Raw genomic sequence first — 19,095 nt, 5'->3', positions numbered from 1 at the left:
CAAAGGAAGATTTGTTAACAATTGTTTACATTACTATCCATTTGAAACATCGGGCAGATTTGTAGCGGTTTCTGCAGGATTCGGCTCAGACCAGCGTACGGTTGGGGCGCCGCAATTCGGGCGGATCACCAACGGTGAGCGCCCTAGGTTCAGGAACACAGGAACCAACACCCCGCCTTGTAGACGACCGGTCTATTTTTTACTACAATCGAGCCCATGACCTTGACCCCGAAAGCGCAAGCCACCCGCCAGCACATCCTCGACACCGGGCACCAGCTCGTGTTGCGCAAAGGTTTTGCGGCTGTGGGTCTGCAGGAAATTCTCAAGTCCTGCAACGTGCCCAAGGGCTCGTTCTACCACTACTTCCCGTCGAAAGAGGCCTTTGGCTGCGCGTTGCTGCAGCAGTATGTCGATGGCTATGGCCGCAAGGTGGATAGCCTGCTGGCAGCGGACGGCACCGGCAATGAACGCCTGATGCGCTACTGGGACGCCTGGATTGCGGCGCCCGGTGATGCGCACTGCGGCTGGGCCGAAGAATGCCTGGTGGTCAAGCTCGCGGCCGAGGTTGCTGACCTGTCCGAAGAAATGCGCCAGGTGCTCGATGGCGGCGTGCAGCGGCTGCTGGCCAGGATCGCTGCCGTCATTGACGAGGCGCGTGGCGATGGCTCGCTGCCCGCAGGCCCGCCGTCGCTCGTGGTCGCGCGCGTGCTCTACCAGATGTGGCTGGGCGCAGCGCTGCTGGCCAAGCTGAGCCAGGACCGATCGTCTCTGCTGCAAGCGCGGGCGGCCACGGTGCACCTGCTGACCTGCAGCGCATCGGCACCCTCCTCACCCCAACCCCTCCACCCATCCCTCAAGGAGTCCCCATGAAAGTTCTATTGGTACTGACCTCGCACGACCGTCTTGGCGACACAGGCCGCAAGACCGGTTTCTGGCTGGAAGAATTTGCCGCGCCCTACTATGCCTTCCAGGACGCAGGCGCCGACATCACACTCGCATCCCCGCTGGGCGGCCAGCCGCCGCTGGACCCCAAGAGCGATGAGCCCGATGCCCAGACCGCCGCCACCGAGCGCTTCCGCAAGGACCCGCAGGCACAGGCCGCGTTGGCAGCGACCACGCCACTGGTCCAGATCCAGGCCGATGACTTTGATGCCGTCTTCTACCCCGGCGGCCATGGCCCGCTCTGGGATCTCGCCAATGACGCCAAGTCGATTGCGCTACTGGAGGCCTTTGAGCGCGCAGGCAAGCCGCTGGGCCTGGTCTGCCATGCGCCGGGCGCCCTCATCCATGTCAAGGCCGCCGATGGCCAGCCCCTGGTGACAGGCCGCCGCGTGACGGGGTTTACGAACAGCGAAGAAAACGCAGTTGGCCTCACCGCCGTGGTGCCCTTTTTGATTGAAGATGAATTCAGCCGCTTGGGCGCTGACTACCAGAAGGGCCCGGATTGGCAGGTGCATGTCGAGGTCGATGGGCGCCTGGTCACCGGCCAGAACCCCGCCAGCAGCGAAGCGGTGGCCCAGGCCCTGCTGTCCATGCTCGCAAAATAAGGACAGTCACCATGCGCAGTGCCATTCACACCAGCTTCGGCGAGCCCGCCGAGGTCCTGAGCCTGGGCGAGCAGCCCATGCCCCAGCCGGCGGCTGGCGAGGTTCGTATCAAGACCTTGCTCGCCCCCATCCACAACCATGACCTCTGGACCATCCGGGGCCGCTACGGCTACAAGCCCGAGCTGCCGGCCATTGGCGGCAGCGAGGCCGTGGGCCTGGTCGATGCGCTCGGCGCTGGCGTCGAAGGCGTCACGCTGGGGCAGCGCGTTGCGGTGGCCGGCGTCCACGGCACCTGGGCCGAGCACTTTCTGGCGCCCGCGCGCCTGCTGGTGCCCTTGCCCGAAGCCATCCCCGATGAAGTGGCCGCCCAGCTCATCGCCATGCCGCTCAGCGCCTTGATGCTGCTGGAGTTTTTGAACGTGCAAGCCGGGCAATGGATTGCGCAGAACACGGCCAATGGCGCCGTCGGCAAGACCCTGGCCATGCTGGCCAGTGCGCGGGGTGTGCAGGTGCTCAACCTGGTGCGCCGCGATGCGGGTGTCGAGGAGCTCAGCCAGCTGGGCATTGCCAACGTCCTGTCCACCGCGCAAGCGGACTGGAAGCAAAGCGCCAGCGCGCTGCTTGGCCCCCAAGGTGCTTACGCCGCCGTCGATTCGATTGGCGGCGCATCCAGCGCAGCGCTATTGGCCTTGCTGGGCGAAGGCGGCACCCTGGTGTCGTTTGGCACCATGGCCGGCGAGCCGATGCAGATTGACTCGGGCGCGATGATCTTCAAACAGGCCATCGTCAAGGGCTTTTGGGGCAGCAAGGTGAGCGAGGCCCTGTCCGCACAGGACAAACGCCGCCTGATCACTGAGCTGATCCAACGCATTGTGGGTGGTGAGCTGAAGCTGCCGACCGAGGCCATCTATGACCTGGGCGACGCCGCCCAAGCGGCCGCAGCCAGCCTGCAGCCGGGCCGCAAAGGCAAGGTGCTGCTCAGGCCTTGACGGGGGCCCATGCCCTCAGGCGACCGGCACCACCGTCACAAAGGGGTGGTTGCCAAAGGCCTGCACGGCATGGCTTTCGGGTGCGGCATCGGTGATCAGGGTCCACTGGCGGTGGATGGGCGACCAGTTCATCTGCGACTTGCGGCCCAGCTTTTCAGCAGTGGCCAGCATATAGACCTCGCGCGTGCGGCGGAACAGCTTTTCCTTGAACCAGGCCTGCTCGATCGAGCCTTCGCAAACGCCAAACTCGGCATCGATGCCATCGGCGCTGCAAAACACCTTGTCGAATGTGAGGCGCTCGAGCGCCATGTCAGCGAGCGACCCGTACACACTCATGCTGCCCCGGCGCAGGTCGCCGCCGATCAAGGTGACGGGGATATCACGGCTGCTCAGCGTGTTCAGCGCCAGCAGGTTGTTGGTGATGATGCGCAGCGAATCGTCCTTGGGCAGCAGGCGCGCGAGCGCATCGGTGGTGGTGCCGCCATCGATAAAGAGGGTGTCGCCCGGCTCGATCAGGCTGATGGCCTTGCGCGCAATCGCGGCTTTGGCCTCGCCGTCATGCACCTTGCGCAGCTCCAGCGATTCTTCGGGCTCATGCCGAATCGGCGCCGCCACGGCGCCACCGTAGACGCGCAGCAGCCGCCCGTCCTGCTGCAGCGCCTGCAGGTCACGGCGCACGGTGGCCTCGGAGATGGCAAACCTCGCGCACAGCGCGGCCACATCGGTCATGCCCGAATTCACGGCATGCAAAATGGACTCTCTACGGTTGGCGACCTTCATGGGATGCGTGGGCTGGCTACAGCGCAATAGCGATAACGGATAAGAGCTTAACCGAGTCAGCAACGCCTCAACCCGATATGCCATGGGCCTGCAGGATTTCGCGCATCTGCGCCTCCTGCTCGGCGCTGATGCGCACGGGGTACTTGCTGTTGCCCACGTGGTAGCCCAGCAGTTGCACCGCGCGCTTGACGGCGGCCGGCGCAAAGCAGACCTTGTAGAGCGTCTCGCGCAGGCTGGTGACGGTCTCCTGCTGTTGGCGCGAGCCGGCAATGTCACCCGCGGCAAAGCGCGTCCAGATCGCATTGATCTCGCGCGGCGCGGCATTGGCCAGGCCCGATACGGCGCCGGCGCAGCCTTCGACAAAGCCCTGGTGGATCAGGCTGTCGGGCCCGTTGAACACGACAAAATCAGGCACTTCCTTAGCGACCTTCAGAAAGCCGCTCAGGCTTTCATGGCTGCCGGCGCTGTCCTTGATGCCGGCGATATTGGGGTGCGCGGCCAGGCGCTTGGCGGTCTCTGGCGCAATGGTGTTGCCGGTGCGCGCGGGGATGTTGTACAGATAGACGGGCACCTCCAGCGCATCGGCAATCGCGCTGAAATGCCCATGCAGCTCATCCTGCGACAGCGGCACAAACCAGGGCGTGATGGCGGCAACCGCATCCACGCCCAGGCGGGCAATCTCACGGCCGGCGCGGATGCATTCTGCCGTCGATACCTCGCCCACATGGCCGACCACGCTGGCGCGCCCAGCGACTTGCTCCATCGCAACCTCGGCCACGCGACGCTTTTCGCCCTCGGTCAGTGCAAAGAATTCGCCATTCGTGCCGCCGCAGAAAATGCCATTGCCCGCCTGGATCTGGCGGTCGATCTGCTCGCGGAACGGTGCCTCGGCAAAGCGGTCCTCCGCGTCCATGGGGGTGATGATGGCCGTCAGAATGCCTTGGAGTTTTTGCGTGTTTGCCATGGTGTTGTCTCAGTTGAACAGCTTCAGGTAGACCTTTTCGATATCGGCGCCCGTGACGGCCCCGGGCACATTCTTGATGAGGCGCTGCACATCGAGCGCGGCCTTCACCAGATCGGGCAGGTGGTCGCGGCCAATGCCCAGCTCTTGCAGGCTGGCCGGCAGGCGCAGGCGCTTGACCAGATCGGCAAAGTAAGCGACCAGCGCATGCGATTTGCCCTCGTCGTCCAGTGCCAGATTGGCACCGGGCACCAGCTCGTAAGCGCGTGCCAGCTTGGCAACGCACAGCGGGCGCAGCCACTCAAAGCAAGGCGCGAGCAAGATGGCATTGGCAACGCCATGCGGGATGTGGTACTTGCCGCCCAGCGGGTAGGACATGGCATGCACCAGGTGCGTGCCGGCATGGGCAATGCAGGCGCCGCCGTAGTACGAGGCCCAGAGCATGTTGAGCTTGGCTTCGAGGTTGTCGGGTTCGGCCACCGACAGCTCGATGTTTTCGAACAGCTTTTTCATGCCGATCATCGCGTAGTTGTCGGCGACCGGGTTGGCAATGCTGGCGGTAAAGCACTCGATCAGGTGGCAGAGCGCATCGACCCCGGTCGAGGCCGCAATCTTGTGCGGCATGGTTACCGTCAGCTCCGGCGCCAGCGCCACATAGTCGGGCAGCAGCACCGGCGAGATGATGCCCTGCTTGGTCTCGCGCGCAGGGATCGCCAGGATCGCATTGGGCGTCGCTTCCGAGCCCGTCCCCGCCGTCGTCGGCACCATCAGCGCCTTGACCCGCTGCGTGACCTTGGTGCCCGCCAGCAACTCGGCCAAGCTGGGCGACTCCGGGTGCGCCAGTGCCGACAGCAGCTTGGCCACATCCAGCACACTGCCGCCGCCTACGCCCACGACAAAATCCACGCCGCGCAGATCGCGCTCCTGCAGAATGCGCTCCACATCGGCATCGGATGGCTCGGGCGGCACATCGTCGACCACCAGCACCTCGGCCGCCGCGCGCCGCAGCTGGGCCAGCAGCGCCTGCACGCCTGCGATGCCGGAGATGTTCTGGTCGCTGACAAACAGCAGCTTGTGTTTGCCGCTTACCAGGTAGGGGATGTCGTCGAGGACCTTGTGGCCGCTCAGGACGGTGCTATGGATATGCATGTCTTTGTCTCCCGGATTTTTTAGATGCGCGTTGCGAGTTCTGCGCCCTGGCGCAAAGCCTCCAGCAGGCTGCGCTCATCGGCAATGCCCTTGCCGGCAATGTCAAACGCCGTGCCATGGTCCACCGAGGTGCGGATCACATCCAGCCCCACGGTGATGTTCACGCCCGCATCCAGGCCCAGCACCTTGACGGGGCCATGGCCCTGGTCGTGGTACATGGCGACCACCAGGTCAAAATCACCGCGCCCGGCGCGGAAGAACAGCGTGTCGGCCGGCAGTGGGCCTTCAATGTCCATGCCCCTCTCGCGCAGCTTCTGCACGGCGGGGATGATCTTTTCTTCTTCCTCGCCATAGCCAAACAGGCCGTTCTCACCGGCATGCGGGTTGATGCCGCACACTGCAATCCGTGGGTTGGCGATGCTCGCCTTGCGCAAGGTGTCGTAGCCGCGCTGGATGGTGCGCTCGACCAGGCCCGGCTCGATCTTGCGGATGGCATCGAGCAAGCCGATATGTGTGGTCACATGGATCACCCGCAGATTGGGCGCAACCAGCATCATCGAGACCTCTTCCACGCCCGTCAGGTGCGCCAGCATCTCCGTGTGGCCGGGAAACTTGTGGCCACCGGCATGCAGTGCCTCCTTGTTCAGCGGCGCGGTGCAAATCGCATCGATCTTTCGGGCCTTGGCCAGCTCCACCGCACGCTCGATAAAGCGGAACGCCGCATCCCCGGCCACGGGCGAGAGCTTGCCAAAGGCCAGGTCATCGGGGATCAGCTGCAGATCGATGCAGTCGATGACGCCCCGCTCAAAGGCGGCATCGGCAATGTCCTCTATGGCCCGCACACGCACCTGGGTGCCCAGCAGCGCATTGGCCTTCTGCAGCCGCTTGGCGTCGCCAATGACCACGGCTTTGGCCAGGCTGTACAGGCTGTCGTTCGCAAAGCTCTTGACAATGATTTCAGGGCCCACGCCGGCAGCGTCTCCCATGGTGATTCCGATGACGGGCAGAGAATGGCTCATCTTTGCTTGCTTTCTGTAGGGAGTGGGTCGGTGTGGCCGCCTGGGGGTTGGGCAGCCAGCAATGAATGGATGGCGCGGCTTGCGCGCTGCAGCGATGCGGGATGGCCAAAGGCTCCCGCCTTGGTGGCAATCCACTGGCACCGGGTGTCTTGTTCGATATCCTGGTTCTCGGTGATGCACAGCACCACACCGGGTTCGCTCTCGGAATGCACACGCAGGCTGCGCAGTTGCAGTTCTTCCAGTACCGCCCGGGCCGTCTCTCCACCGGTGATGACCAGGCCCGCTGCCGCGGCCATGGGCGCGTGCAGCAAACGCGCCAGCTGCCGGGCCAGCATCGGGCCTTCGGCCGGATCCGTCTGCGCGTCCGCTCCGAGGCTGACCACGACATCCAGGCCCTGGGCCACTTCGTCGCTGATGGTCTGTACCAGCGTCTGCACCAGCGGCTGCACCAGGGTCTGGCCTTGGGTCGTCTGCACGTCGCTGCGCAAGCAGCCAGGTGGCACCACATGCAGCCGCGTGCGTGGCTGCTCGGCCAAATACGCCAGCTGCTGCTGCGCAATCGCCGACATGCTGCCAACGACGGTGACCACACTGGGCAAACGCCCAGCGGCATGCGGTACATCCAGCGATGCGGCCAAGGCAGACACTGGCTGCACCTGCTGCGCCAGCGCATGCGAGAGGCCGGCAGAGCACACGCAAAAAGCCTGCTCTATCTGCAGACTGGCCTGGGCCAAGGTCTGCAGGTGTTTGTCAGTCAGCACATCAAACACCAGTGCCTGCACGCCCTGCTCACGTGCATTGGCAATTGCTTGTGCGGTCGCTTCTGGGCCGGCATCGAGCACGCTGGCGGGCAGGTTGTCGCAGCGCAGTCCTGCGGCCTGCAGCTGCTGCGCCGCGCGGTCCTCGCGGTCCGCATGCTCCAGCTGCCAGGTCGCGGTATCGGCCAGGCGCACGCCGTGCACATACACCACGCCGCCCTGCATCGTGCGGCCCATCTGCGGGAAGGCCGGAGCCACCAGCGCAATGGCATGGAGCGCAGCTTGCAACGCAGCCACCTCCTGCGCCCAGCCGCCCCGCAAGGTGGAATCGATTTTCTTGAGCACCCGGCGGCCCTGCGATGCCGGCGCAGCCAGCACCGCCTGCAGCTTGGCAGCAGCCTCAGCCGCCGTATCGCGCCGGCTGTTGGTGTCTACCGTGAGCACCGCCACATCACCCTGGGCACCAGCGCTGGCTTGCGCATCCAGCAGCACGCTCGTGGAGAGACCGGCGCTCGCAAACCCCGCAGCGCAGTCGGCTGCGCCGGAGAGGTCGTCGGCGACAACCAGGTAGTGCGGAAGGGAACGCGGGCTCATGCGGGGCTTTCGGTCGACTCAGTCATCACACCAAGCCTTAAAATTGATTGATTCAATCATAATTCATTCAAAGCGGGATAAAACAAGGGTTAACCCTTGATTCAACGCATCGAAAATGATCGATTTGATCGAGAAAGCAGTTAGTTTAGGTCGAAACCCACTACATCTAGCCCCCATACGCACCGCCAGTGTGCAGCGATTCCGCACGATGGTGCATGCACCAACTCGGGGAAAGTCCTGATTGGAGACTTTGGCAAAAAGAGTTCTGATCGAAGCGTTCAAAAAATTATCAATTTTGATTGTTTTGATCAAATAACCACCAAAAACCATTCCGTCTTCAGCCCTGAAGTCATTTCTGAACCACCAGCCCTTGAGGTGTCCCACCATGTTCGCTTCCAACCCTGCTTCTGCCGCCACGCGCCGCCGCTTCCTCCTTGCCAGCAGCCTGCTGCTGGGCCTCGCTCCGCTGGCCAGCCAGGCGGCAGATGCCGCCTATCCTGCCAAGCCCATCACCTTGATCGTGCCCTACCCGGCCGGCGGTGCCAACGATGCGGTGGGCCGCATCGTGGGCCAGAAGATGGGGGAGATCCTCAAGCAGTCCGTCATCGTTGACAACCGGGGCGGCGCAGGCACCACCATTGGCACCGCGCTGGCGGCCAAGGCGCCCGGTGACGGCTACACCCTGGTGCTGGGCTCCCTCTCCAGCCATGCGATCAGCCCGCACCTGTACCGCCAGCCAGGCTATGACGCGATCAAGGATTTCGCCCCGGTCGGCATGATCGGCGAAGCCCCCATCGTGCTGGAAGTCGCCACCAACTCGCCATTCAAGGATGTCAAGCAGGTCGTGGAACAGGCCAAAAAGACGCCGGCCACCCTCACCTACGGCTCGGCCGGCAATGGCTCGCCGCTGCATTTGAGTGCCGAGCTGTTCAAGCGCGCCGCCAATGTGGACATGACCCATGTACCCTACAAGGGCGGCAATGCCCACACCATGGACCTGATGGGCGGCCGCATCGACATGATCTTTGACACGCTGACGAGCGCCACGCCACTGATCACCTCTGGCAAAGTGCGGCCCCTAGCCGTTGCCAGCACCGAGCGCCTGCCCGAGCTGCCCAATGTGCCCACCTTTGCCGAGAGCGGCTACCCCAACTTTGTCGTGAACGCCTGGTACGCCCTCTACGCCCCCGCCAAAACCAGCCCCGAGGTGCTGGCCAAACTCCACCAGGCGCTGAACGAAGCCCTGGCCGATGCCGACGCCAAGGACCGCCTGACCAAGCTGGGCGTGCGCAGCAAGGCCAGCACCCAGGACGAGCTGGCCAAGTTCACCAAGGCCGAGCTGGACCGCTATGGCTCGGTGATCAGCGCGATTGGCTTGAAGATTGATTGATGGTTGAGTGGTTTTGTGTGGATCCCACCGGCATGGCGGGCTCTGCACGTCTATTCCGTTCGGGTTTTATGGCATTTAGACATGGTCATTGACTGGTTGATGGTTATATCGAACCCTTGCTGGAATCTCCGATATTTCCTCACTAACCTGGGCAATTGCGCGAAGCTGACTGGCCTACTACTGCTGCATCCTTCGTCTAGCTGGAAGCGCGACGAAAATCGAGTGAGAAGGACCTGTAACTCTGAACCCCTGCAAACCGAATCATTCTTTCCCTTGCTTTAGTTCTCTCAGTGCAACACGCATTGTGTCGGGTGCAGATGCATCTTCGACAATGTGGTCAGGGATTACTCCGACGCCCTGTATCTTGCGACCACTAGGCGGAAAGTAGTATGAACTGGTGAACTTGATACCGCCAATTTGCAAAGGCTGCACAGTTTCAATGCTGGCCCGCCCGAAAGTCGGACGTCCAATGATCACCGCCCTGTTGTGATCCTGCAGCGCGGCTGTCACTATCTCTGCACCGGATGACGTGGCGTTGTCGACCAACACTGCGACGGGCATGGTATGGACTTCTGTAGGCAAGCCAACCAACGGATCGGGGCTCCCTTTTCTTAGGTAGAACGCGGGAGCTGCCAGATAGGTGATGTTTGACTCAGTGCTAGCGCCTTCCGTCCGCACCACCATGGCATCTTTTGGCAAGAACATGGCAGCAAACCCCACCGAGGAGTCAAGGAGACCACCCGGACATCCGCGCAAATCGAGAACGATCGCCTGAAACGGCTCAGTTTGCCAAGCTGCCTTTAGAGCATCAGCTGCTTCCTGCAGGGAGGAAGCTGTGAAATGGGCAACGCGCAGGTGTACTACATTTGCCGCCAAGCGGGAAAGCTGGGCGCCTCGCACGGTAAAAGCTTTGCGCTCTACCTGGAAAGTGTGCACGGAAAGCGTGGATTCACGAAAAACGGTGAGCGCAACAGTGGTTCCAGGAGGTCCTGCTAGCTTCTCTGCCACCAGAGACGCATCGAGCCCCTTGATCCGAACACCATCAATTGCATACAGCTGGTCCGGGAACACAATTCCTGCCTGAGCCGCTGGACTACCCTCCAACGGTGCAAGAAGATATCGGCCATCTCGAAATTTGACTTCCGCACCAATTGACTCTAGGTTCGCTCGCCTAGGCTGACGATACGCTTCAAACTCGTCCGCGGTAAAGTATTCACCCGAATCCGGGTCAGCACCCCGAAGCATGCCCTTTGTGGCCGCGACAATCAGCGCGCGATCGTCTGGCTTCACCACCAGGGAGCGCTGGAGCACACCATATGCGGCAGAGAGAACCAGTAACTCTTCTTTCGGAAGAGGTCCAGCAGGCTGAGCGAAAGAACTTGCGGCTGCGAGTGTCCACAGCAGGGACCCTACTATCGAAGCTCGAAATGCAATCTTCAAAGTAACCACCTCTTTATCGTTGAATAGCTTCATTTAGTTAAAGGTGATGCTGCCAACCAGCAGCTCCCTCAATCCGGATTCTTCATAAAGTGAAACCGCATCAAGGTCCGCTCGCGCGCCCGGCCGTGGTCCACCACCGGCTGCGGGTAGTCGCGCCCCAGCTGCAGACAGCAGGCTTGTTGCTCCAGCGGCTTCATCGCAGCGGGAAAGTGGATATACCGGCCGGGCACCTTGGCGAGTTCTGGCAGATAGCGGCGGATGAACTTGCCATCTGGGTCAAAGCGCTCGGACTGGGTGATGGGGTTGAAGATGCGGAACCAGGGCTGGGCGTCGCAGCCGGTCGACGCCGCCCACTGCCAGCCGCCATTGTTCGATGACAGGTCATAGTCATTGAGGTGCTGGGCAAAAAAGCGCTCGCCCGCGCGCCAGTCAATGCCCAGGTCCTTGGTCAAAAAGCTGGCGACGACCATGCGCAGGCGGTTGTGCATATAGCCGGTCTGCAGCAGCTGGCGCATGGCGGCATCGACCAGCGGGTAGCCGGTGCGTGCCTCGCACCAGGCCTGCCACAGCTCGGGCGCATCGTCCCACTGCACCTTGTCGTAGATGGGGCGGAACGACTGGGTCACCACCTGCGGGTGGTGCCAGAGAATCATCGCGTAGAAGTCGCGCCAGGCCAGCTCCGACAGCCAGGTCTGCGCGCCCTCGCAGCCCGTGCGTGCCTGCGCAACGGCCAGGGCGGCCAGTTGGCGGATCGACACGGTGCCAAAACGCAGATGCACCGACAGGTAGGAGACGCCCTTGACCGCCGGAAAATCCCGTGCGTCCTGGTAAGCCGCCATGCGCGGCAAAAAATCCTGCAGCAGTTGCTGCGCGCCAGAGCTGCCGGTGGGAATCTTGAGCGACGCCAGATTGCTGGGCTGAAAGCCCAGATCGGCCAGCGACGGAATCGCTTCGCCCTTGGGCAATGCCGCCAGATGCCCGGCATAGCACGCCACCGGGTAGGCTTTGCACTGGAAGGCATCGAGCTTTTGCAGCCAGGCGCGCTTGTAGGGCGTGAACACGCTGTAGGGATGGCCTTGCTGGGTCAGCACCTCATCGCGGTCCAGCAGCACCTGGTCCTTGTAATCGCTAAAGGCAATGCCGGCCGCTTGCAAATCACCGGCCACGCGCGCATCGCGGGCAATGGCCTCGGGTTCGTAGTCGCGGTTGGTCAGCACCTCTTGCACGCCCAGCGCCTGCGCCAGCTGCACCACCTCCTGCGCAGCCGACCCATGGCGCACCAGCAGGCCCGCGCCGGTCGTTCCGCTGCCCGCTGCCAACTGGCGCAGGTCCTCGTCCAGCGCGAGCACACTGGCATGGATAAAGTCCACCCGCCGGTCCTCGCGCGTGGGCAACAGGTCCAGGATGTCGGTATCAAAAACGAAGACGCAATACACCTGCTCGAAGCGGCGCAAGGCATGGAAGAGAGCGGCATGGTCGTCGCAGCGCAAATCGCGACGCATCCATACCAGGGCGCGGCTGGCCATGGTGATCGGTTTCCTTGTCTGGCTATTTATTCGGAAGTAGGACAGCCGCAGCGTACAGCTAGCGCCGTCTACCACTCAGGAGTTTGCATGGTAGAAATCCAGGCACTCGTCGACGGTCCCCCGGTGCACTATTGTGCCTTGGTGCAGCACCAGCGCATGCGAGCAAAAGGACCTGAGCAGCTGTTCGTTGTGACTGGCCACCACCAGAATACTCACCCGAGACATCAGGTCATGCAGGCGCTTTTGCGCCCGCTCTTGAAACTTGGCGTCTCCAGCCCCGATAATTTCATCCATCAGCAAGATATCAGGCGTAATGGCGGTGGCCACAGCAAACGCCAACTTGAGCAGCATGCCGGTAGAGTAGGTGCGCACCGGCATATACAGCCGCTCGCTCAGCTCGGTAAAGGCGCCCATCTCTTCTACCCAGTCACCCGCTTGCCGTTTGGACAGCCCCATGACTATGCCGCGGGTGATGATGAAATCCAGGCCCGAGGCCTCGGGATCCATGCCCAGCATGATGTCGGTCAGGGCCGAGACGCTGCCGTGCTGGCGTACCTCACCCCGCACCGGCTCGTACACCCCGGAGAGCACCCGCAGCAAGGTGGATTTGCCCGCGCCGTTGTGGCCGATCAAACCGATGCGGTCGCCCGGCTGGAGCGACAGGTTAATGCCATGCAAGGCCTGCACCGAGCGCATCGGCGCAGGGCCCGCAGCGCGCCTGCCATGCAGGCCACTAAAGCGCACCAAGGTATTGATGAGGCCCAGGCTTTGGGCATCAAACACCGGGAACGCAATGTCGACATCACGGAGCTGGATAAAGGGTTGCATGCTGCCTTAGCTTGGGTTGTCTGGCAGGGCTTAGAGCCAGTAATTGATTCGCCGACGCGCAAACAGGTAGGTGAGACTGCACATCACCAGCAACAGCGCCAACACCAGCCCGGCCGCCAGCCAGGTACTGGGCGCTGGCGCAGCTCCCAGCAGCGGTTGGCGCATCAGATCCAGCCAGACGGCCAGCGGGTTGAGGGTCGTCAGCAGCTGTGCCCGGTCGCTGCTCAGTTGGCTGGCATGCCACATCACCGGGGTCACAAAAAACGCAATCTGCAGCACACTGGCCACGACCATGGGCACATCACGGTAGCGGGTGGCCAGCGCCGCCAGCACGGCCAGCACCAAGGTGGCACTGAGCACCGTAAGCGCCAGGCCCGCCAGCCAGACCAGCCACAGCGCTCCACCCAGGTAACCGCCATACCAGAGCACCACCACGATCAGCGGCAGCTGGTGCAGCAGCATCAGCAAGCTGCGCCACATCACCCGAAACACAAAGCTGAACTTGGGGTAAGCGGCTTGCTTGAGGAAGGCCGCTGCCTCGATGTAGGTGCGGCAACCCTCATTGAACATCGTCGTCAGAAAGCCGAAGAACACGTTGCCCAGACAGAAGTAAGGCACATAGGTTCTGGGATTTTGGTTGAAGAGCTGTGAACCGATCCAGCCAAAGGCTGCGGTGAATATCGCCATGTTGATGGCAATCCAGGCCGGCCCCAGAAAAGACCGGCGGTACTGCCGCAGCAAATCCTGCCAGCCCAGATGCATCCACAGCGGCCACTGCCGCAGCGACTGGGACAGGTCCTGCAGCAGCAACTGAGCCTGACGCTGCCAACGGCCATCGGGGGCCTGGCGCTCTGTGGGGGGCATGCTGTGGGGGGCCATCAGCGTTCCGAGCGCAGTATCAGGCGCTCATACAAGCGGCGCAGTGGCGCGGTGATGCGCCAGGAGGCCGATTGGTGCAGCGCCTCGATGCTGGCATTCAGATCAGCGACCTGCTGGCGTAAGCGCGCCACTTCCTGGCCGCCTCCACCGCCCTGCTCATATGCGGTTTTGAGGGCGTTGTTCAAATCCAGAATCTCCTGGCGCATCTGCACCACCGCAGAACCTGCGCGCCGCCCCTCTTGCGCTGCGCCGCCGCCTTGCTGCCAACGCGCCAGCTCGGCCTCCAGGCTACGTGCGTACTGCGTCGCCTCATCGATCATCGCCTGGCGCTTGTCATTGGTCGCCAACAGGTCCTGGGCATAGCGCTCCGCATTGCCAAATCGCTCGGTCTGCGCGGCAAGGTCCGCCTGCAGTTGCTGCACATAGGCATCGGGCACGCTGGGCTGCGAGCCGTACACCACCGGAAACTGCGCCCCGGTCAGCAGGTTGCGCGTGCGGGCATCCATGCAGCACATGGTGAAGGCGCGCCGGGGCGTGGGCGAGGTGTTGAGGCCCGAGCGGTGGATCAGCCAGTTGTGCATCAGCAGCGCATGCCCGGCTTTCACTTCCAACGGCACGGTCAGTTCGGGCGGGCAATGCGCACGCACCGCGTCTTCGGTCAAGGTGCTGCCCTGTGTGCTGAGCAGACCCAGCCGGTGCGAGCCCCGGATCGCATCCATGCAGCCATTGGCGGTATTGGCATCGTCCAGCGCCACCCAGATGGTGACCAAGGGATCGCGGTCCAGCTGCCAGACGGCGCCGCCATCCTGGTGCCAGGGCAGCAAGGTGCCGTGGCCGGCAGGCTTGTTCATCACCATCGCCCGAAAAATCGATACCGCCGCATGCGCGCCATACATGCCCGCGCAGATAGTCTTGAAGACCGGCTGGTCGATCAGCTGTGCATACAGCGGGTCATGCTCCAGGCCCTGGATTTTGCGGTAGCGCAGCGTGCCCTCCTCAAAGCGCTCGACGGCCCCGGGCAGCTCCTCGTAGGCGCCCCCGGTATCGAGCTGCATCTGCACCGCCGGGTTGTACACCTCCCCCAGCGCCAGCGCATCGGCACGCTGCCGCAATGCCTCCAGCGCCTCTGGGGCAAGCACCTGGCCCAGGTGCAGATAACCGTCTTGGGCGAATTGTTGCCAGTCGGCCTCGGTGACCATGGAAGACCTCCTTCGGAAAGCATTGGGAGACAGGAGCCGCGAGCTGGGCGTCTCCGAAGCGGGCTTGTCGACTGCAGCAGCCGGGGCCTGGCCAGCCTGGATGGCAGAAATCGGTACCTCGGGCATCTGCCCCGTTATCAGCAATGTCGCAAGCGCCTGTTGCCTGCGCGCTTCGTCGTCGACCAGCATCCGGCCCTGCGCGGCCAGGTAGGCCTGCCAAGCTTGGCGCCCCTGCCATAGCGCTGCGATGCGGCGGCTCAGCCGACCTTCGCGTACTTCCTGCACGCCACAGGCGGCATGGGCGCTTCCATGGTGCGCCAGCGCCCCTTGCATTTTGGTGCGGGTGTAGTGATCGCTCCAGATGCCCAGACAAGGCTTGGCTGCCGCCAGCCCAAACACCAGCGGGTGGTAGCGCGAGCTGACCACCAGATGAGCCTGGGCCGTGAGCCATGCCACCTGCTCGGGCAGCATCACCGGCAGCAAAACCACAGGGGTATGGCGCATGCGCGCCGCCACAGCTCGGCCCATGTCAGCATCTGACCAGGGCGCGCCATGTGCACCATCTGCCCTGGCATGCGGGATGAATACAGGCGCGCAGCCCGTCAGCTGCGCCACCTGCTCCAACTGCTGGGCCAGGCTGTCGAGCAAGGGATCGCTGCCATTCGGATCGCATAAAGGATGAAAGCTCAGCGCCATCCAGGGCTGGTCCATCGCAAACGGCATAGGCAAATAGGACTCGCGACTGGGCTGCTGCCCGAGGCCATGGGCATCGTCGAGCTGCAGAGACAGCCGGCTGGCATCCACACCCAGCGCCAGCGCCAACTGGTAGCTGCGCTGCTCTCGCATCCCGACCCATGTGGCCATCGCGAGCAGCTCGGCCAGCATGGCGCGGTGGCGGTCAGTCAACTCCGGGCCCAGGGTCTGGCCTAGGATCGCGACGGGTGCACCCAGGCGCTGTGCCTGGCGCGCCAAGGCCAGGCGTTCGTACAAAAATGCCGGCCAGATGCTGCGCAGATTGCCACCACCTGAGATGAGCAGGCCATCGTGCGCATCGCGCAAGGCCTCCATCGCCGCAGGCCTGCGCTGCGTCCAATGGGCATGTGACGGAGCGCAGAGCTGCGCCAACAGCGCTTCGCGCTCGGCCTCATTCGCGCAATCGGCAAAGCCCAGGCGCGGCACGGCCGCGATGCCGTAGGTGGCTGCCGTGAATGCCGGGTCCCGCGAGACGGCCACGCGCTGCGCTTGCGGGCACAGGCGCTGCAGCAGTTGCAGATTCGCAGCAAACATGGCCTCGTCACCGACATGGAACTGCGCCGCGCCGCCGATATCGCCAACGACCAGCCAGCGCCGCATGCCGGTAGCTGCTGTGGCGCTGGCCTGCTCCGTCATGCCGCCTCTCCCAGCCGCTCACCACCGGCCAACAACGCAGCGAGCCGGCGGCGCAGCCGCTGGGAGGTGGCATCTGCGCCAAATTCCGCCTCCAGCCGCGCACGCGCATGGCTGGCACGGCGCGCGGCCTCGGCCCGGTGCAGGTAGACCTGCCGCATCTGCCAGGCGGCATGCACCACATCCGGCTCGGCCCAGACCTGCCCCTGGTGGTACGGATAAGCACCTTCCGGTACGGGGACCAGCTTGCAGGCCACCGGCCATCCGGTGGAGGGAGAAACAAGTTCGGTGGTGGCCGAATAGTCAGTCGCGACCACGGGCAGCCCCAGCTGCATGGCCTCTGCCACCAACAGGCCCAGTCCCTCGCTGCGGTGCAGCGACACCACGGCGTCACAGCAGGCCATCAGCTGCAGGCTCTGAACCCGACCCAGCAGTTGGTCGACCAGCACCACGCAGGGATCGCGCTGCAGCGCTTCCAGCAAAGCCTGGCTGTGCGCGCCGGCCCGGTGGCCGTTGAGCGTCTTGATCACCAGGCAAACTTCTGCAGCGCCTTTAGATGGAAAGGCCTCGCGGAACGCGCGCAGCAAGGCCAGTGGATTTTTACGCTCGACAAAGGACAGAAAATCAAACGCAAAGAAAAACACAAAGGCCTGCTCAGGCACGGCCCACTGCGCGCGCGGTGCCGGCGGCGGCGGCACAAAGCTCAGTTGCGGCGGCATGTAAAGCACCGGCTTGTTCAAGCGGTTGACCAGCATTTTCTGCACATAGCGTGTCGGCGCCCACACCTCGTCCACCAGGTCGAAGGCCGGCATCCAGTCATCGGGAAAATGCTCCAGCTCCCAAAACGGCACCACCGACCGCCAGCTTTTGCGTGGCAAGCGCCCTCCCAGGTCGCGGATCACTGCGGGCAACTGGTCGGCATTGACGTTGAAGATCTGCACCTGGGCGGCCTGCTCCTCACTGATCCAAGGCGCCAGCTCCGCGTCGACTGCCTCGGGCAAGGAAGGCGGACGGATCGCCAGGCCCTGCGCGCGAAAACCCGCATGCACCGCGGCCCGCAGCGTCTGCCGCCCGGCCTCCCCAACGCCCGATGCCACCTGCAGGTAGCCCACCACGGTCAGCTGTGCCTCACCAGGCGCAGCCGGCGCTGGCAAGCGCGCTGGCGGCAGCGCATCAGACACGCGCGCCGCCCGCAGCTGCACCGGCTCCACCAGGCGTGCATCGCCCAGCTGGCTGCGGGCATGCAAACAGAACCAATCAATATAGGCAGCGACCCCTTGCGTCGAGCGCAGGTCAAAGGTCTGCTGCAACCAGGCCTCGCGCGCATGCAACTCGGCCATCAGCCGCGTGACATAGCCCCTGCCACTCAGGGGACTGCTGGGGCTGGGCAGTTGCAGGTAGGCCTCATAGGCCTCAAAAGGATCGCCGCCTGACCAGCAGCGATGCCCATCCCGGAACATGCGCCGCACAACCTCTGGAATCAGCGTGCCCGAGGCAAACCGCCCATAGACATAGCTGGCCGCCGGCACGCGGCCATGGCCATGAGCCAGCACCTGCCGGGCATAGCGCCGCATCAGGGCCGCCAAGGGCGGCGAGATGGCACCGAGGCCAAAGGCCGTGGTGTATTTGGAGAGCTGCCGCAGATCGGCCGGGTCAATGCCGCTGAAGTGGAAAAACCGCAGCGGCTCGCCATCCACCGTCCAGCCGTCGCCCTGCATCTGCAGGTCACGCTGGTGCAAGTTCCAGTACGCCAGGTTGTAGCCCGGCTCGCGCAGAATGCGCGCATCGGCGGCAAAGCCAGGTACCAGGTCCATGAACTTCTGGTCGACAAAGATGCCGCGCTCGGGCTCGTTCACACACTGGTACTGCAGCCGCCCACCCCACCAGGCGATGATACGCTCGGCCTCCGGGCATGCGCCCACCGCCAGAAAGCCCAGGTTAAAGACCCCCGCACGCATGATGCCCACATCGTCCGGAAAGGCGTCCCGCTCCGCGGGCTGGGTCAGGTGCGGGGTCAGCACCAGAGAAGCGCCATCGTCCAGCAAGGCAAAGACATGGTCCAGCGGCGCCAGCACCTCGATATCCGGATCGAGGTAGACCATCTGGGCATAGCCCTGCGCCATCAGGTGGCGGAACATGAACGGCTTGACCGCCGTGTTGAACTCCATGATCCCGTAGCGGAACGCGAACTCCTGAAAGTCGGGAATGCCCAGCGCGTCTGCAGTGACGACCCTGAAGTCGCCCGCATAGAAATCTGGTTCGTCGAGCAATGCATCGGCCAGGCAGAGATAGATATCCGCCTCGGGGTGCTGTTGGCCTGCACTTTGTAGCAACACCCTGGCCATGGGCAGGTAGTTGTTCGAGCAGATGGTAAAGATGGCAGGTGCGCTGGACGGAATCATGAAAGAGCCAGAGGATGCCTTGGCAAACACACCCAGCATCGCGCCCCTGCGACCGTGCCAGCATCAGCTGTTTACCAGATTCACTTTGTGAAACATCGTGAATTATCGTACAGGATGCTGGATCGGAGGGTGTTGGAAATGGGGAGATCGCGAAGTGTTGTGCTCAACATGAAGTGATCTGGACCCAGACGCACAAGCCAGCCCCCTTCCACTCCTTTGAACGCAAAACTATGCTTGTACAAGAGGGT

15 protein-coding genes and 1 pseudogene are annotated in these 19,095 nt (G+C 63.4%); 4 read left to right on the top strand and 12 right to left on the bottom strand.

Annotation, left to right across the window (positions count from 1 at the left end; all coding sequences use genetic code 11):
• Nucleotides 1–216: 216 nt before the first annotated feature.
• The 3 genes from WH303_RS15070 to WH303_RS15060 are packed head-to-tail and all read left to right on the top strand — an operon-like array spanning nucleotide 217 to nucleotide 2,536.
• The gene (locus WH303_RS15070) at nucleotides 217–870 is read left to right on the top strand and encodes a TetR/AcrR family transcriptional regulator (protein WP_021025220.1); all 654 of its coding nucleotides are present in this window, start codon (nucleotides 217–219) and stop codon (nucleotides 868–870) included.
• On the top strand, nucleotides 867–1,547 hold the full coding sequence (locus WH303_RS15065; RefSeq protein ID WP_339519481.1) for a type 1 glutamine amidotransferase domain-containing protein: 681 nt from the start codon (nucleotides 867–869) through the stop codon (nucleotides 1,545–1,547). The genes WH303_RS15070 and WH303_RS15065 overlap by 4 nt, the downstream gene beginning before the upstream one ends.
• An 11-nt stretch (nucleotides 1,548–1,558) precedes the next feature.
• Nucleotides 1,559–2,536 (top strand): zinc-binding dehydrogenase, encoded by a 978-nt coding sequence (locus WH303_RS15060; protein WP_339519479.1) that lies wholly within the window; start codon nucleotides 1,559–1,561, stop codon nucleotides 2,534–2,536.
• A gap of 15 nt (nucleotides 2,537–2,551) precedes the next feature.
• On the opposite strand, the gene WH303_RS15055 is transcribed toward WH303_RS15060, so the two are convergent.
• The 6 genes from WH303_RS15055 to WH303_RS15030 form a co-directional block, all read right to left on the bottom strand.
• Complete coding sequence (locus tag WH303_RS15055; RefSeq protein ID WP_339519478.1) at nucleotides 2,552–3,316, bottom strand: DeoR/GlpR family DNA-binding transcription regulator; 765 nt, start codon at nucleotides 3,314–3,316, stop codon at nucleotides 2,552–2,554.
• Nucleotides 3,317–3,383: 67 nt separating this feature from the next.
• On the bottom strand, nucleotides 3,384–4,280 hold the full coding sequence (locus WH303_RS15050; RefSeq protein ID WP_339519476.1) for a dihydrodipicolinate synthase family protein: 897 nt from the start codon (nucleotides 4,278–4,280) through the stop codon (nucleotides 3,384–3,386).
• Between the two features lie 9 nt (nucleotides 4,281–4,289).
• Nucleotides 4,290–5,426, bottom strand: a complete 1,137-nt coding sequence (locus tag WH303_RS15045; RefSeq protein ID WP_339519474.1) for an iron-containing alcohol dehydrogenase — start codon at nucleotides 5,424–5,426, stop codon at nucleotides 4,290–4,292.
• 20 nt (nucleotides 5,427–5,446) lie between these two features.
• Nucleotides 5,447–6,445 carry a 4-hydroxythreonine-4-phosphate dehydrogenase PdxA gene (gene pdxA, locus WH303_RS15040; protein ID WP_339519473.1) on the bottom strand — a complete coding sequence of 333 codons (999 nt, stop codon included), beginning with the start codon at nucleotides 6,443–6,445 and terminating at the stop codon, nucleotides 5,447–5,449.
• Nucleotides 6,442–7,797: a four-carbon acid sugar kinase family protein gene (locus tag WH303_RS15035; protein WP_339519471.1), complete on the bottom strand. Its 1,356-nt coding sequence runs from the start codon at nucleotides 7,795–7,797 to the stop codon at nucleotides 6,442–6,444. Before WH303_RS15035 ends, pdxA begins: the two co-directional genes overlap by 4 nt.
• Nucleotides 7,798–7,860: 63 nt before the next feature.
• Nucleotides 7,861–8,184, bottom strand: a complete 324-nt coding sequence (locus WH303_RS15030; RefSeq protein WP_339519470.1) for a hypothetical protein — start codon at nucleotides 8,182–8,184, stop codon at nucleotides 7,861–7,863.
• Between WH303_RS15030 and WH303_RS15025 the strand changes: the two genes are divergently transcribed.
• A complete protein-coding gene (locus WH303_RS15025) occupies nucleotides 8,183–9,187 on the top strand; it encodes a Bug family tripartite tricarboxylate transporter substrate binding protein (protein WP_339519469.1) in 1,005 nt (334 codons plus the stop codon). The genes WH303_RS15030 and WH303_RS15025 overlap by 2 nt on opposite strands.
• Nucleotides 9,188–9,448: 261 nt before the next feature.
• Here WH303_RS15025 and WH303_RS15020 read toward each other — a convergent pair whose 3' ends face one another.
• The 6 genes and pseudogenes from WH303_RS15020 to WH303_RS14995 form a co-directional block, all read right to left on the bottom strand.
• Nucleotides 9,449–10,660: a S41 family peptidase gene (locus WH303_RS15020; RefSeq protein ID WP_339519468.1), complete on the bottom strand. Its 1,212-nt coding sequence runs from the start codon at nucleotides 10,658–10,660 to the stop codon at nucleotides 9,449–9,451.
• A gap of 35 nt (nucleotides 10,661–10,695) precedes the next feature.
• The gene (locus WH303_RS15015; protein ID WP_339519466.1) at nucleotides 10,696–12,153 is read right to left on the bottom strand and encodes a cryptochrome/photolyase family protein; all 1,458 of its coding nucleotides are present in this window, start codon (nucleotides 12,151–12,153) and stop codon (nucleotides 10,696–10,698) included.
• A 75-nt stretch (nucleotides 12,154–12,228) separates the two neighbouring features.
• A pseudogene (locus tag WH303_RS15010) lies at nucleotides 12,229–12,819 on the bottom strand (ABC transporter ATP-binding protein); the annotation flags it as partial.
• A 192-nt stretch (nucleotides 12,820–13,011) separates the two neighbouring features.
• Entirely contained in the window at nucleotides 13,012–13,845 is an 834-nt protein-coding gene (locus tag WH303_RS15005) for an ABC transporter permease (protein WP_158400442.1), read from the bottom strand.
• Between the two features lie 14 nt (nucleotides 13,846–13,859).
• A complete protein-coding gene (locus tag WH303_RS15000; protein ID WP_339519463.1) occupies nucleotides 13,860–16,448 on the bottom strand; it encodes a phytanoyl-CoA dioxygenase family protein in 2,589 nt (862 codons plus the stop codon).
• The gene (locus WH303_RS14995) at nucleotides 16,445–18,847 is read right to left on the bottom strand and encodes a glycosyltransferase (protein ID WP_158400444.1); all 2,403 of its coding nucleotides are present in this window, start codon (nucleotides 18,845–18,847) and stop codon (nucleotides 16,445–16,447) included. The genes WH303_RS15000 and WH303_RS14995 overlap by 4 nt, the downstream gene beginning before the upstream one ends.
• Between the last annotated feature and the right edge of the window lie 248 nt (nucleotides 18,848–19,095).

The sequence above is a fragment of the Comamonas sp. MYb69 genome (assembly GCF_037479315.1).
In the GTDB taxonomy this organism is placed as follows: domain Bacteria; phylum Pseudomonadota; class Gammaproteobacteria; order Burkholderiales; family Burkholderiaceae_C; genus Comamonas.
The sequence above is the reverse complement of the archived record's forward strand: the minus strand, read 5'-3'. Positions and strand labels throughout refer to the sequence as shown.